This window comes from Streptomyces sp. NPDC060232, assembly GCF_042726555.1.
In the GTDB taxonomy this organism is placed as follows: domain Bacteria; phylum Actinomycetota; class Actinomycetes; order Streptomycetales; family Streptomycetaceae; genus Streptomyces.
The window spans coordinates 324,133-337,799 of record NZ_JBHXAG010000002.1 but is presented as its reverse complement, the minus strand read 5'-3'; the positions used below and the strand labels follow the sequence as shown (position 1 = coordinate 337,799).

General features: G+C 71.9%; 12 protein-coding genes. 5 read left to right on the top strand and 7 right to left on the bottom strand.

Translation table 11 applies throughout. From position 1 onward, the window contains the following. The first annotated feature begins 79 nt into the window (after positions 1-79). Complete coding sequence (locus ACFWFZ_RS05285; protein ID WP_387116907.1) at positions 80-1,513, top strand: cytosine permease; 1,434 nt, start codon at positions 80-82, stop codon at positions 1,511-1,513. 78 nt (positions 1,514-1,591) lie between these two features. Here the strand turns inward: ACFWFZ_RS05285 and ACFWFZ_RS05280 are convergent, their stop codons facing one another. The 4 genes from ACFWFZ_RS05280 to ACFWFZ_RS05265 all read right to left on the bottom strand — a co-directional run bounded on the left by ACFWFZ_RS05280 (position 1,592) and on the right by ACFWFZ_RS05265 (position 5,320). Next, entirely contained in the window at positions 1,592-2,677 is a 1,086-nt protein-coding gene (locus ACFWFZ_RS05280; RefSeq protein WP_387116904.1) for a branched-chain amino acid aminotransferase, read from the bottom strand. Between the two features lie 227 nt (positions 2,678-2,904). Beyond that, positions 2,905-3,945 (bottom strand): 3-isopropylmalate dehydrogenase, encoded by a 1,041-nt coding sequence (locus tag ACFWFZ_RS05275; protein ID WP_387116901.1) that lies wholly within the window; start codon positions 3,943-3,945, stop codon positions 2,905-2,907. Positions 3,946-4,046: 101 nt separating this feature from the next. Continuing rightward, positions 4,047-4,175, bottom strand: coding sequence for a hypothetical protein (locus tag ACFWFZ_RS05270; RefSeq protein ID WP_387116897.1), 129 nt, complete (start codon positions 4,173-4,175; stop codon positions 4,047-4,049). 260 nt (positions 4,176-4,435) lie between these two features. Further along, positions 4,436-5,320 carry a LysR family transcriptional regulator gene (locus ACFWFZ_RS05265; protein ID WP_387116895.1) on the bottom strand — a complete coding sequence of 295 codons (885 nt, stop codon included), beginning with the start codon at positions 5,318-5,320 and terminating at the stop codon, positions 4,436-4,438. Between the two features lie 100 nt (positions 5,321-5,420). Between ACFWFZ_RS05265 and ACFWFZ_RS05260 the strand changes: the two genes are divergently transcribed. After that, positions 5,421-6,434, top strand: a complete 1,014-nt coding sequence (locus ACFWFZ_RS05260; protein ID WP_387116892.1) for an NADP-dependent oxidoreductase — start codon at positions 5,421-5,423, stop codon at positions 6,432-6,434. Positions 6,435-6,503: 69 nt separating this feature from the next. Here the strand turns inward: ACFWFZ_RS05260 and ACFWFZ_RS05255 are convergent, their stop codons facing one another. Next, positions 6,504-7,040, bottom strand: coding sequence for a GNAT family N-acetyltransferase (locus ACFWFZ_RS05255; RefSeq protein ID WP_387116889.1), 537 nt, complete (start codon positions 7,038-7,040; stop codon positions 6,504-6,506). Positions 7,041-7,200: 160 nt separating this feature from the next. Here ACFWFZ_RS05255 and ACFWFZ_RS05250 point away from each other — a divergent pair, with 160 nt between their 5' ends. Next, positions 7,201-7,902 carry a nitroreductase family protein gene (locus tag ACFWFZ_RS05250; protein WP_387116887.1) on the top strand — a complete coding sequence of 234 codons (702 nt, stop codon included), beginning with the start codon at positions 7,201-7,203 and terminating at the stop codon, positions 7,900-7,902. 114 nt (positions 7,903-8,016) lie between these two features. On the opposite strand, the gene pruA is transcribed toward ACFWFZ_RS05250, so the two are convergent. Then, positions 8,017-9,648: an L-glutamate gamma-semialdehyde dehydrogenase gene (pruA, locus tag ACFWFZ_RS05245; protein ID WP_387116885.1), complete on the bottom strand. Its 1,632-nt coding sequence runs from the start codon at positions 9,646-9,648 to the stop codon at positions 8,017-8,019. 31 nt (positions 9,649-9,679) lie between these two features. Then, positions 9,680-10,606 (bottom strand): proline dehydrogenase family protein, encoded by a 927-nt coding sequence (locus ACFWFZ_RS05240; RefSeq protein WP_387116882.1) that lies wholly within the window; start codon positions 10,604-10,606, stop codon positions 9,680-9,682. Positions 10,607-10,765: 159 nt separating this feature from the next. On the opposite strand from ACFWFZ_RS05240, the gene ACFWFZ_RS05235 reads away from it, so the two are divergent. After that, the gene (locus tag ACFWFZ_RS05235; RefSeq protein WP_387116879.1) at positions 10,766-12,106 is read left to right on the top strand and encodes a PucR family transcriptional regulator; all 1,341 of its coding nucleotides are present in this window, start codon (positions 10,766-10,768) and stop codon (positions 12,104-12,106) included. Between the two features lie 261 nt (positions 12,107-12,367). Continuing rightward, complete coding sequence (locus ACFWFZ_RS05230; protein ID WP_387116876.1) at positions 12,368-13,342, top strand: NAD(P)-dependent alcohol dehydrogenase; 975 nt, start codon at positions 12,368-12,370, stop codon at positions 13,340-13,342. Positions 13,343-13,667 lie beyond the last annotated feature (325 nt).

The window sequence follows — 13,667 nt, the reverse complement described above, 5'->3', positions numbered from 1 at the left end:
CTGAGCACAGGGCTTGAGTCACATTGAGTGTCGCTCAAACGAAGCGCAGCCACCCCCCGCCCTGCCAAGGGAGTCCCCCATGCCCATCGAACAGCGCGGAGTCGACACCATTCCGGAGGAGGAGCGGACGAGTGGTCCCCGCGACCTGATCTCGATCCTTCTCGGCTCCAACCTCTGCCTCGGTGTGATCGTCTTCGGCTGGCTGCCCCCGTCCTTCGGACTGGGCCTGTGGCCCTCGGTCACGGCCATCGTGACCGGCACCCTCGCCGGCATCGCCTTCACCGCGCCGCTGGCGCTCGTCTCCCTGCGCACCGCGACCAACCTCTCCACCTCCAGCGGCGCGCAGTTCGGTGTGCGCGGGCGGCTCGTGGGATCGGTGGTGGGCCTGCTGCTCTCGCTCGGCTACATGGCGCTCACGCTGTGGATCGGCGGCGACGTCATGGTCGGCACGCTCGCGCGGCTGACCGGGCTCCCGGACACCGGTCCCTCCCGGGCCGTGATGTACGGCCTGCTCGCCGCGTGCACCGTCGTCGCGGCCGTTTTCGGCTACCGGCTGCTGCTGCGCATGAGCAAGGTGCTGTCCATCGCCATGGTGGTGCTGCTGGCGGCGGGCATCGTCGCCTACGCCCCGGACTTCACCGCGGCGGCGCCGCCCGAGACGCCGTACCTGCTCGGTTCCTTCTGGCCGACGTGGCTGCTGGCCGCCGTCGCCGCCGGGCTCAGCGGGCCCGTCGCCTTCATCACCCTGCTGGGCGACTACACGCGCTACGTCTCCCCGCGCCGCCACGGCTCGCGCACGGTCCTGTGGGCCACCGCCTTCGGCTTGCTGGCCGGTCTGCTGATCCCGCAGCTCTTCGGCACCTACACGGCCCTGGCCGCCCGGGCGGGCCTGGACTACGCCGGTCCGCTCGTCGCGGCGGCGCCGTTGTGGTACCTGCTCCCGCTGCTGGCCGCCGCCGCGGCCGGCTCGGTCGGCAACGCCGGGCTGATGCTCTACTCCATGGGCCTGGACCTCGACGCGATCGTCCCCCGCGCCACCCGCACCACGGCCACGGTGATCGCCGCGGTCGTCGCCACCGCCTTCGTCTTCTTCGGGTCCTTCGGGTGGGACGTGCAGTCCGCGATGACGTCCTTCGTGCTGCTGCTGACCGCGGTCGGCACCCCGTGGGCCGTGATCACCCTGATCGGCCACGTCCGCTGCCGGGGGATCTACGACGCCGACGCGCTGCAGGTCTTCAACCGCCGCTCGGTGGGCGGGATCTACTGGTACCGCTCCGGCTGGAACGTCGCGGCCACCGCCTCCTGGGCGGTCGGCGCGGCCGTCGGCCTGCTCGCCGTGACCACCCCCTTCTACGAGGGCCCGCTGCTCGCCCTCACCGGCGGCGTGGACTGCTCCTTCGTGTTCTCCGGCCTCACCGGCGGGCTCGTGTACACCGCCCTCACCTCCCTCACCGCCCGCCGCGCTCCCGCCCCGGCTCCGGCCGCCGCCGCCGAGGAACCCGCGAACGCCTGAGCCGCCTCCCCCGGTACGCGAAGCGGGCCCGCGCCCCGGAGTCCTCCGGAGTGCGGGCCCGCTCGCGTATGCGGGCGACTAGCCCAGGGGGTGCATCCAGCCGTGGGTGTCGGCGGCCTGGCCGGTCTGGAGCTCCAGCAGGGCCTTGCGCAGCCGCATGGTGACGGAGCCGGGCTCGCCGTCGCCCTGGATCCAGTTGGCGCGCTCGGACTTGACCGAGCCGACCGGGGTGATGACGGCGGCCGTACCGCAGGCGAACACCTCGGTGAGGGTGCCGTTGGCGTTGTCGCGCTGCCAGTCCTCGGTGGTCAGGCGGCCCTCCTCGGCGGTGTAGCCGAGGTCGCGGGCGATGGTGAGGAGGGAGTCGCGGGTGATGCCGGGCAGCAGCGAGCCGGTGAGCTCGGGGGTGACGATGCGGTCCCCGTACACGAAGTACAGGTTCATCCCGCCCATCTCCTCGATCCAGCGGTGCTCGACGGCGTCGAGCCAGACCACCTGGTCGCAGCCGTGCGAGGCGGCCTGGGCCTGCGCGACCAGCGAGGCCGCGTAGTTGCCGCCGGTCTTGGCGGCGCCGGTTCCGCCCTTGACCGCGCGGACGTAGTCCTCGGAGAGCCAGACGGAGACGGGCTTGACGCCCCCGGGGAAGTACGCGCCGGCGGGGGAAGCGATGACGATGAAGAGGAACTCGTTGGCCGGGCGGACGCCGAGGCCGACCTCGGAGGCGAACATGAACGGGCGCAGGTAGAGGGAGGCCTCGCCGGAGTCCGGCACCCAGGCGCGGTCCTGCTTGATCAGGGCGTCGCAGGCCTCGATGAAGAGCTCGACCGGAAGCTCCGGCATCGCCATGCGGCGCGCCGAGGCCTGGAAGCGCTCGGCGTTGGCCTCGGGGCGGAAGGTGGCGACGGTGCCGTCGGGCTGGCGGTAGGCCTTGAGGCCCTCGAAGATCGTCTGCGCGTAGTGCAGGGTCATGTTCGCCGGGTCGATCGAGAGCGGCGCGTACGGGACCAGTTCGGCGTCGTGCCAGCCGCGGCCCTCGGTCCACTTGATCGTCACCATGTGGTCGGTGAAGTGGCGGCCGAAGCCGGGGCTGGCCAGGATCGCCTCGCGCTCCGCGTCGGACAGCGGGTTCGAGGAGGGCTTGAGCTCGATCGTGGGCGTCGTCATGAGTGCTTGTCCTTCACCGGTTGTGTATGGCGGACCGCGCTCACGGCGTACTAGGACGTCCGAGCTTCCCCGCATTCCGCGGCCTCGCGTTCGATTATCGCGCGCGGGCAGGCTTCGGAGAAGCGGGGGGATTGCGGCCCAGGGGAGATGGTGGCACCCGGGGCCGCACAGGAAAAGCCGCCAGGTCCCATTGTGACCCGGCGGCTTCCTGAGGTGGAGCGGCCGGGTCAGCCGGCTACTCGCGCGGCGAGGGCGTCGCCGATCGCGTCGGTGGAGCGGAAGGTTCCGTCACGTTCCGCGAGGTCGACGGAGACCGCGTCCTCGATCCGGACGGCCTCGGACTCGTAGCCCAGGTGCCGCAGCAGGAGGGCGACGGAGAGGATCGTCGCGGTCGGGTCGGCCTTGCCGGTGCCGGCGATGTCCGGGGCGGAGCCGTGGACGGGCTCGAACATGGACGGGAAGGCGCCGGTCGGGTTGATGTTCCCGGAGGCGGCCAGGCCGATTCCGCCGGTGACGGCGGCGGCCAGGTCGGTGAGGATGTCACCGAAGAGGTTGTCCGTGACGATGACGTCGAAGCGCTCCGGCTGGGTGACGAAGAAGATCGTCGCCGCGTCGACGTGCAGGTAGTCGGTGGTGACCTCGGGGTACTCCTGGCCGACCTTGTCGAAGATGTTCTTCCACATGTGGCCCGCGTACACGAGGACGTTGTTCTTGTGGACCAGCGTCAGCTTCTTGCGGGGGCGGGAGTTGGCCCGCTCGTACGCGTCACGGACGACGCGCTCGACGCCGTACGCCGTGTTGACGCTGACCTCGGTGGCCACCTCGGCGGGGGTACCGGTGCGCAGGCTGCCGCCGTTGCCGGTGTACGGGCCCTCGGTGCCCTCGCGGACGACGACGAAGTCGATGTCCGGGCGGCCCGCCAGCGGGGTGGCGGTGTTGGGGAACAGCTTCGACGGGCGCAGGTTGATGAAGTGGTCGAAGGCGAAGCGCAGCTTGAGCAGCAGGCCGCGCTCCAGCACGCCGGACGGGACCGAGGGGTCGCCGATGGCGCCCAGCAGGATCGCGTCGTGGTGCTTGAGGGCTTCGAGTTCCGCGTCCGGGAGGGTCTCACCGGTGCGGTGCCAGCGCTGGGCGCCGAGGTCGTATTGCCTGGTCTCCAGCTTCACATCCTGGGGCAGGACCGCGGTAAGGACCTTGAGTCCCTGAGCCACGACTTCCTGGCCGATGCCATCACCGGGGATCACTGCGAGATTGATGCTGGTCGACATGGCGAAACCGTACTCCGTGTCCAGTCCTCAGACATTTCACGTCCACCATGTGGACGTGAAATGTCCCGGACCTGCGCTGTACGTTCTGGGCCTGCGCTGCCTCAGTGGCCGGTAGAGCCGCCGTTGTCACGGCGGTCGAGGGCGCGCTGCAGGGCCGCGACGGCGTTCTTGCGCTCGTCGGCCGAGGCGGAGGCGTGGCGGACGCGGCGGGCGGTGGTGGTTGCGGTCATGGTGATCGACTCCTTGAGATCACGGCGTGGCGGGGCCACGGATGAGGGGTTCCTTCAAGGCGCCGGAAGAGGCGGGGAGCAGCGCGCCGCAGGGGTTGCCTGCCAGGGGCACACGCTCTCGACCGCCATTCGCCTGATCGGCGAGACGTTCGGCTTCTACAAAGCTAGGCCAGGACCCGCTGTATGTCTCGGCAATTACTCGGACTTCCTACTATCTGAGACGCGGATCCCCTCCGAAAGCCTCGCCCTGAGGCTCCGTTTCAGCCCCTCCCAGACCGGAGTTCCCTGATCAGAGCCATGACGATGCGGGTTGCGGCGGCTTCCGCCGTAGTGACGTATCCCACCTGCCTCACCGGCCCCTGCGGGCCCAGACCGGTGATCTTCACCGCCTCGGTCGCGTCCCGCAGGGACAGCTCGGGCATGATCGCCATGCCGATCCCGCGCCCGACCATGGTCAGCACCATCGCGTCGTCCTGCGCCTTGACCGTGGCCCGCGGGATCCAGTCCTGGGCCCGCCACCAGGCGCGGGTGTAGGAGCCGCAGTTCTCGTCCCAGTCCATGAGGGGCAGCGACCTCGGGTCCGGGTGCCCGGCCGGGTGGACCAGCCGGTACGCCTCCTGCGCGAGCACCCCCGTCAGCAGGCCGGGGGGCGGCGCCTCCTGCGACCCGCCGAGGGTGGCGATGCCCAGGTCCGCGCGGCCCGCCGCCACTTCCCCGGCCGCGCCGGCGCCGATCTCGCGCACCACGCGGACCTCGGGGCGGATCCCTGGATGGCGGGCGGTCAGCCGCTCCAGGGCGGGTGGCAGCAGGTGCAGGGCGGCGCTGCGGAACGCCGCGATCCGCAGCACCCCCCCGAGCGTGTCGCGGCCCGCCTCCCGGCCCGCGCCGCGCGCCTCCGCGCGCATGGCCTCGTACAGCCGCAGGATGCGGCGGGCGTGGCCGACCGCCAGCTCCCCCGCCGGTGTGGGTGACGCCCCGGACCGCCCCCGCTCGAAGAGCACCGCGCCGAGCTTGGCCTCGCTGCCGCGCACCGAGTGGGACACGGCCGACTGGGTGAGGCCGAGCGCCACGGCTGCGGCGGAGAAGCCGCCGGCTTCCGCGACGGCGACCAGGATCCGCAGTTCCTGCGGGAGGAGATCGGACACCGGGCCCCCACCTCGTTGTATGAGTGTCGTTCATGGATGTGTGGCTTCCATGAACGCAACCCTCTGCCAGGCCCGGCGATTCCTTCCTAGCGTCAGGTCCATGACCACGCACACCGCTCACGCCGTCCACCAGATCGCCCGCCCCGACGGCTTCCCCGCCGCCTGCGACTTCGCCTACGTCGCCTCCCCGGTCCCCGAGCCGCGACCCGGCACCGCCCTGGTGGAAAACCTGCTGCTCTCCGTGGACCCGTACCACCGCGGCCTGATGGACGGCGGCGAGGACAGCTTCGAGCTGAACACCCCGCTGGAGGGCCGCTCGGTGGGCCGCGTGATCGCCTCCCGCGACCCGGGGCTGCGCGAGGGCGACCTGGTCTTCCACCGGGAGGGCTGGCGCACGCACGCCCTCGTCACCCTCGGCGTGGCCGGTACGCGCACACTGCGCCGCCACGCGGGCGTCCCGCTGGAGGCGTACCTCTCGATCCTGGGCGGCACCGGCCTGACGGCGTACGCCGCACTGACGCGGACCGCAGTACTCCGCGAAGGCGAGGACCTGTTCGTCTCCGCCGCCGCGGGCGGGGTCGGCACCGCCACCGGGCACATCGCGCGGCTGCTGGGCGCCCGGCGGATCGTCGGCAGCGCCGGCTCGGCGGCCAAGGTCCGCCACCTGACCGAAGTCCTCGGCTTCGACGCGGCGTTCGACTACCACGACGGCCCCGTAGGCGAGCAGCTCGCGAAGGCCGCCCCCGAGGGCATCGACGTCTACGTGGACAACGTGGGCGGGGAGCACCTGGAGGGCGCGATCGGGGCGCTGCGGGAGTTCGGCCGGATCGCCTGGGTCGGCGCCGTCTCGACCTACAACGGCGACCGCTCCCCCGCCGCGCCCCGCAACCTCTTCGAGGTCGTGCACAAGTCGCTGCGCCTGGAGGGTGTGCTGGTCCGCCACCACACCGGTCTGCAGGAGGAGTTGGAGGACTTCCTCGTCCCCCATCTGCGCAGTGGCCGGATCGGCACCGACACCACCGTCGTGCAGGGGTTCGAGCACACGGTGGACGCCTTCCGGGGCATGCTCCGCGGGGACAACGTGGGCAAGATGCTGGTGCGGATCGACGGCTGATGTCCGGCCGACGTGAGTCCGCCGAACTCCTGCCGCACGGATGGAGGCGGGGCTGAGGCCCAAACGGCACTAAAGGACGTCGCCGTCGCGCCAGTCGAAGTCGAGCGGCGCGGCGGGGTCCAGCCGGACACCGCCGGGCGGCGACCACACGTAGGCGGAGCCCTCCTCCTCGGGCAGCCGCACCGGTCCGTCCGGCGAGAGCGCCCCCAGCCGGCCCGGCCACACCGACCAGCCGCGGGCGAGGTAGAGCCCGGCCCCCTCCTCGGACGCCGAGAGCGCGCCGAGTTCGTATGCCCCCGCGACGACCTCCTCCAGCCGGGCCATCACCTGCTTGCCGAGGCCCTGGCGCCGCAGGTCGGCCCGTACGGCCACGGCTTCGACGTATCCGGTGCGCAGGGCGCGTCCGCGGTGCACGACCCGCCGCTGCACGACGCTGCCGTGGGCGACGAGCCGGCCGTCCACGCCGATCACGACGTGCATCCCGCCGAGCGCGTGCTCGAAGTCCTCGTCGGCGAAGTCCCCTTCGAAGGCGTCGTCGAGGAGGGACCTGATCGCGCGGAGCTCGTCGGCGGTCAGTTGCGAGGTGTGCGCGGTCAGCGTGTCCATCACTGCTCCAGCCAGTCGGTGTACCGCGCACGGGACCTGCCCGCCGCTCGTCCCGCGACGGTACCAAGGACCGCATTGCGGACGCCGAACGCCGTACACCGGCCGCCATCGGCCGAAGCCGCTCTAGCGGTCTGGACCAGTGCCTCGGCAGACTCGGCCCATGTCGCCCGATACCCAGCAGTGGACGCCCACCCACGGCCAGCCGTACCGTCCCGCCGCCTACCGGCCCGAGCGGATGCCGCAGCACGAATCCCTCGCGCGGGCCGCCGAGTTGCGGGCCAGGATGGACGAGCGGCGGACCGTACGCCACTTCTCCCCCGACCAGGTGCCCGAGCAGGTCGTCCTGGACGCCATCGCGTGCGCGGCGACGGCGCCGTCCGGGGCCCACCAGCAGCCGTGGAACTTCGTCCTGGTCAAGGACCCGGCCGTCCGCGGGCAGATCCGCGCGGCCGCGGAACAGGAGGAGGAGCTCTCCTACGACGGCCGCCTCGGCGACGAATGGCTGGCGGCCCTGCGCCCGCTGGGCACGGACGCCGTGAAGACCCACCTCACGGACGCCCCCGCGCTGATCGTGGTCTTCCAGCAGCGGTACTGGCTCGGCCCGGACGGCACGAAGCGCAAGCACTACTACGTGGACGAGTCGGTCGGCATCGCGGTCGGCATGCTCCTGTCCGCCCTGCACCTGAGCGGTCTCGCCGCGCTGATCCACACGCCGAGCCCGATGCGCTTCCTGGGCCACGTCCTGAACCGCCCGGCGAACGAGAAGGCGTTCGCGGTCATCCCGGTCGGCTACCCGGCGGACGACTGCGTGGTCCCGGACCTGGTCCGCAAGTCGCTGGACCAGGTCATCGTGGAGGTGTGACGCGACTGCGAAGGCTCCGCCCGCCGCTATCCCACCGGGGTGGGACATGGATACCGCCCCCGCTCCGGACTTGGGGGTACCGGAGCGGGGGCGGGGTTCAGCGGGGGCCGGAGATCAGCCCATGTGGGGGTAGCCGTACTCGGTCGGCGGGACCAGGGTCTCCTTGATGGAGCGGGTCGAGGTCCAGCGCAGGAGGTTGGACGCGGCGCCGGCCTTGTCGTTGGTGCCCGAGGCGCGGCCGCCGCCGAAGGGCTGCTGGCCGACGACGGCGCCGGTGGACTTGTCGTTGATGTAGAAGTTGCCCGCCGCGAAGCGGAGCTTCTCCATCGCGTCCGCCGCCGCGTAGCGGTCCGCGGCGATGATCGAGCCGGTCAGGGCGTACGCCGAGACGGACTCCATCTGCGCCAGCATGGCCTCGTAGTTCTCGTCCTCGTAGACGTGGATCGCCAGGATCGGGCCGAAGTACTCGGTCGTGAAGACCTCGTTCTCCGGGTCGGTGCACGCGATGACGGTCGGGCGGACGAAGTAGCCCTCCGAGTCGTCGTAGGTGCCGCCGGCGACGATCTCGCAGGTCGGGTCGGCCTTGGCGCGGTCGATGGCGGCCTTGTTCTTCGCGAAGGACCGGTCGTCGATGACGGCGCCGATGAAGTTGGACAGGTCGGTGACCGGGCCCATGGTGATGCCGTCGACCTCGGCCGCGAAGGCCTCCTTGAAGCCGTCGTTCCAGATCGAGGCGGGGACGTAGGCGCGCGAGGACGCCGAGCACTTCTGGCCCTGGAACTCGAAGGAGCCGCGGGTCAGGGCGGTCTTCAGGATGGCGCGGTCCGCGGACGGGTGCGCGACGACGAAGTCCTTGCCGCCGGTCTCGCCGACCAGGCGCGGGTAGGACTTGTACTTCTCGATGTTGTTGCCGACCGTCTTCCACAGGTGCTGGAAGGTCTTGGTCGAGCCGGTGAAGTGGATGCCGGCCAGCTCGGGGTGGTTCAGGGCCACCTCGGAGACGGCGATGCCGTCGCCCGTCACCAGGTTGATGACGCCCTTGGGCAGGCCGGCCTCCTCCAGGAGCTCCATGAGGAGGACCGCGGAGTGGGTCTGCGTCGGGGACGGCTTCCACAGGACCACGTTGCCCATCAGGGCGGGAGCGGTCGGCAGGTTGCCGGCGATGGCGGTGAAGTTGAACGGCGTGATCGCGTAGACGAAGCCCTCCAGCGGGCGGTGGTCGCTGCGGTTCCACACGCCGGCGGAGTTCGCGACCGGCTGCTCGGCCAGGATCTGGCGGGCGAAGTGGACGTTGAAGCGCCAGAAGTCGACGAGCTCGCACGGGGTGTCGATCTCCGCCTGCTGGGCGGTCTTCGACTGGCCCAGCATGGTGGAGGCGGCGAGCTTCTCCCGCCACGGGCCGGACAGCAGCTCGGCGGCGCGCAGGATGATCGCGGCGCGGTCGTCGAAGGACATGGCGCGCCAGGCCGGGGCGGCGGCCAGGGCGGCGTCGATCGCCTCCTGGGCGTCGGCCTCGGTGGCGTTGGCGTAGGTGCCGAGCACCGACTTGTGGTCGTGCGGCTGGACCACGTCGAAACGCTCGCCGCCGCCCATCCGCTTGACGCCGTTGATCGTCATCGGGAGGTCGATCGGGTTCTCGGACAGCTGCTTGAGCTGCTCTTCGAGGCGCGTGCGCTCCGGGGTGCCGGGGGCGTACGAGTGGACCGGCTCGTTGACCGGAGCGGGGACCTGGGTCACAGCATCCATGGGGCTGGTAACTCCTTGACCTGGTTCGAGGCTAGTTCTTGGTGATCATCGAGCGGACGAAGAAGAGCAGGTTGGCCGGCTTCTCCGCGAGGCGGCGCATGAAGTAGCCGTACCAGTCCGTCCCGTACGCGGTGTAGACGCGCATCCGGTGGCCCTCGGCGGCGAGCCGCAGGTGCTCCTCGCTGCGGATGCCGTACAGCATCTGGAATTCGTACTCGTCCAGCTTGCGCCCGGCCTTGCGGGCGAGCTCCTGGCCGATGGCGATGAGGCGCGGGTCGTGGGACCCGATCATCGGGTAGCCCTTGCCGTCCATCAGGATCCTCAGGATGCGGACGTACGCCTTGTCGATCTCCGCCTTGTCCTGGTAGGCGACCTCGGCGGGCTCCTTGTAGGCGCCCTTGACGATCCGCACGCGGCTGCCGCCCGCGGCCAGGCGGCGGGCGTCGGCCTCGGTGCGGAAGAGGTACGCCTGGATCACGCAGCCGGTCTGCGGGAAGTCCTTGCGCAGTTCCTCGTGGATGGCGAACATCGAGTCGAGGGTGGTGTGGTCCTCGGCGTCCAGCGTGACGGTGGTGCCGATGGCGGCGGCCGCCTCGACGACCGGGCGGACGTTGGCGAGCGCCAGCTCGTGGCCGCCCTCCAGCGCCTGGCCGAACATGGACAGCTTCACGGACATCTCGGCCTTCTCGCCGAGGCCGAGCTCCGCGAGGCGCTCGATGAGCCGGAGGTAGGCGTCACGGGCGGCGTGGGACTGCTCCACCTCGGTGATGTCCTCGCCGACGACGTCGAGGGTGACCTCCAGGCCGGCCTGGGTGAGGTCCTCGACGATCGGGATGACCTGGTCGACGGTCTCACCGGGGATGAACCGGTTCACCACGGGCTTGGTCACCGGGGCGGCCGAGACGATACGACGCATCTTGTCGCTGCGCGAAGCGGCGAGGATCACGGGACCCAGCACGGGGCACCTCCAGCGGGTGGCAGAAGAAAAGCGCAAGTAAAACCACCGTGAAACCTAAGGATCGCTTTGATCCTCTGCCATCGACAGCTGTCACGCATCCGTGTCCGCGATCTCATACATCTGTCTGAAGAGCGGGGCCGCGGGTGGGACAATGGCCGGGTGAAGGGCGATTACCAGGACCTGGTGGACGAGATCTCGGCGCTTCTCGGCGCCCCGGCGACCCTGGAGAACCGGGACTTCCGCCTCATCGCCTTCGGCGCCCACGACAGCGACGACGATCTCGCGATGGACCCGGTACGGACCCGCTCGATCCTGACCCGGCAGTCGACGGCGGCCGTCCGGTCCTGGTTCGAGGGCTTCGGCATCGCCCGCGCCACCGGCCCCGTCCGCATCCCGGCGGCGCCCGACGCGGGGGTGTTCCGGGGCCGGATCTGCCTGCCGGTGCGGTTCCGGGGCATCGTGCAGGGGTACGTGTGGCTGCTCGACCAGGAGCCCGGCACGCCCGGCCCCGACCCGGCGGCGCTGGCCGCGGCCATGGAGGTGGCCCAGCGGATCGGGGTGCTGCTCGCCGAGGAGGCGAAGGCGGGCGCGGACCTGTCGCGGGAGTTCCAGGCGGTGCTCACGGCCGGGCGGGGGTGGCCGCAGGACATGGCGGTGGCCGCACTGCGGGCCGCTCTCGGTCCGGGCGGGGACGGCCTGCACGCGGCGGTGTGCGTGGCGCCGTGGACCGGCGACGCTCCGGCGTCCGTGCCGGGCGCGGCAGCCGTGTGCGTCGTACCCCGTCGGGGCGGCGGCGAGCCGGGCGACGCACCGGGTGCCGGACCGGCGGGCGCAGGCCTGGCCTTGGCCGTACTGCTCCGGCTGCGGTCGACGGACGCCCTGGCTCCGGCACTGACGGCGGTGGCGCGGCTGCTGCCGCGCACGGCGGAACCGGCCGCGGCCACGGCGGCCAACGCGGCCGGCGCGGGCCCCGCCGTCTCGCGGGCGGGGGCGAGGGCGCCGGGCGCAGCGGGAGCAGCCGCGCCGGCAGCGGGGCCGGGGGGATCGGCAGGCGGCGCGCCGACCGGGCCCTCGGGCGGCCGGCACCGGGTGACCGCAGGGGTCGCCGACCCCGTCCGCGGCCTCGCCGAACTGCCCGCCGCCTGGGAGCAGGCCGTCGCCGCGGCCCGCGCGGCGGTCGCCGAACCGCGACTCGGCCCGGTCGCCCAGTGGTCGCAGATCGGCCCGTACCGGCTGCTGGCGAGCCTGGCCGCCGACCCGGTGGACGATCCCGCCGCCCGGACCCTGCTCGCCCCCGCGCACCGCGAACTCGCCCGCACCGCCGAGGTGTTCCTGGACTGCGCCGGCCAGGCGGGCCGCGCCGCCGCCGCCCTCGGCATCCACCGCCAGACCCTCTACTACCGCTTGGGCCGCGTGGAGCAGCTCACCGGCCTCGACCTGGACGCGGGCGAGGACCGCCTGCTCCTCCACATGGCCCTCAAGGCCTCCCGCCTGGCCTGAGGGTATGGCCCGGGACCCACCTAGGGCCTGTATCGAGTTGCCCCGCGGCGTCGCGACGCCCGGCACGCACCCTCGGCGCACGAGCCGAATGCCGAGAGCACGCACCGAAACGCCGCTCCTTGCTCCACGGGGCAACTCGATACAGACCCTAAGGGCTTTCCCCGATGCCCCGGTGACCCCCGGTCGCCTACCGTCGCGAACAGCGTCGGCCGCCCTGCCGGCGGACCCTTTCCGCACCGGTCGGTGCGCCACGGAGGCCCGATGAAGGCGATCGTCCAGGACCGGTACGGCTCCCCCGAGGTGCTGGAGCTGAGGGAGGTCGAGCAGCCCTCGATCGGCAACGGGGAGGTGCTCGTACGGGTCCACGCGGCCGCGGTCAACGCGCGCGACTGGCACCTCATGCGGGGCGACCCGTACCTGGCGCGCCTGGTGCTCGGTCTCGGCGGGCCGAAGGCCAAGATACGCGGCACGGACTTCGCGGGCCGGGTGGAGGCGGTGGGCAAGGACGTGACCGGGCTGCGCCCCGGAGACGAGGTGTTCGGCGAGGCCGAGGGGGCCTTCGCCGAGTACGTGTGCGCCCCGGCCGACGCGGTGGAGCTGAAGCCCGCCAACCTGACGTTCGAGCAGGCGGCCTCGGTCCCACTGGCGGGGAACACCGCCCTCATGGGCCTGCGCGACCTGGGGCGCGTGCAGCCGGGCCGGCGGGTCCTGGTCAACGGCGCGTCAGGCGGCGTGGGGACGTTCGCCGTTCAGATCGCCAAGGCGTTCGGGGCGGAGGTGACCGCCGTGTGCGGGACGAGGAACGTGGAGCTGGTCCGGTCGCTCGGCGCCGACCACGTCGTCGACTACTCCCGGGAGGACTTCACCCGCGGCGAGCGGCGCCACGACGTCGTGCTCGACCTGGTAGGCAACCGCTCGCTGGCCGAGTGCCGGCGCGCTCTCACACCCGAGGGGACGCTCGTCCTCTCCGGTGGCGGCGTGTCCGAAGGCGGCAGTCTGCTGGGGCCGATGGCGCTCCTCATGAAGGGCCAGGCGTTGTCCCGTTTCGTCAGCCAGCGGCTGCTCGTGCTCACGGCGACGCCCGACCGCAAGAATCTGGCGGCGCTGAGGGAACTCGTGGAGACCGGCAAGGTCACCCCGGTCATCGACCGGACGTACGCGCTCCACGAGGTGCCCGAGGCCATCAGGTACCTCGAAGTGGAGCATGCACGGGCCAAGGTGGTCATCACCGTGTGACGGACGGCGCCGTAGGGGCCGGCGGCCCTGGCGGCGCTCCAGCGGTGCGCCGGTCGCCGGTCGAGTTCCCCGTACGCCTGCACCGCGGTCAGCAGCGGCAAGACGAGCGTGCTGCCGTGGGGCCAGTGGATCGGGGGTGGCCGGCGGCGGCGTGCCGGGCAGGCCGGTGGGCGGGACGAAGTTCTTCGCCACGTAGGCGGCCTGGTCCTCCCCGGAGCGGAAACCGCCGGGCGGCTGCCAGTCCTGCCGGTCCTGCGGGTGGTAACCCTCGCCTGCTCCCGCCATGGCGACTCCCCCTCGTCCCGGGCCGATGCGCCAGTGGGAC

Coding starts and splice junctions, on each gene's coding strand:
- ACFWFZ_RS05285 (WP_387116907.1), top strand. CDS start 80: ATGCCCATCGAACAGCGCGGAGTCGACACCATTCCGGAGGAGGAGCGG.
- ACFWFZ_RS05280 (WP_387116904.1), bottom strand. CDS start 2,677: ATGACGACGCCCACGATCGAGCTCAAGCCCTCCTCGAACCCGCTGTCC.
- ACFWFZ_RS05275 (WP_387116901.1), bottom strand. CDS start 3,945: ATGTCGACCAGCATCAATCTCGCAGTGATCCCCGGTGATGGCATCGGC.
- ACFWFZ_RS05270 (WP_387116897.1), bottom strand. CDS start 4,175: ATGACCGCAACCACCACCGCCCGCCGCGTCCGCCACGCCTCCGCCTCG.
- ACFWFZ_RS05260 (WP_387116892.1), top strand. CDS start 5,421: ATGACCACGCACACCGCTCACGCCGTCCACCAGATCGCCCGCCCCGAC.
- ACFWFZ_RS05255 (WP_387116889.1), bottom strand. CDS start 7,040: ATGGACACGCTGACCGCGCACACCTCGCAACTGACCGCCGACGAGCTC.
- ACFWFZ_RS05250 (WP_387116887.1), top strand. CDS start 7,201: ATGTCGCCCGATACCCAGCAGTGGACGCCCACCCACGGCCAGCCGTAC.
- pruA (WP_387116885.1), bottom strand. CDS start 9,648: ATGGATGCTGTGACCCAGGTCCCCGCTCCGGTCAACGAGCCGGTCCAC.
- ACFWFZ_RS05230 (WP_387116876.1), top strand. CDS start 12,368: ATGAAGGCGATCGTCCAGGACCGGTACGGCTCCCCCGAGGTGCTGGAG.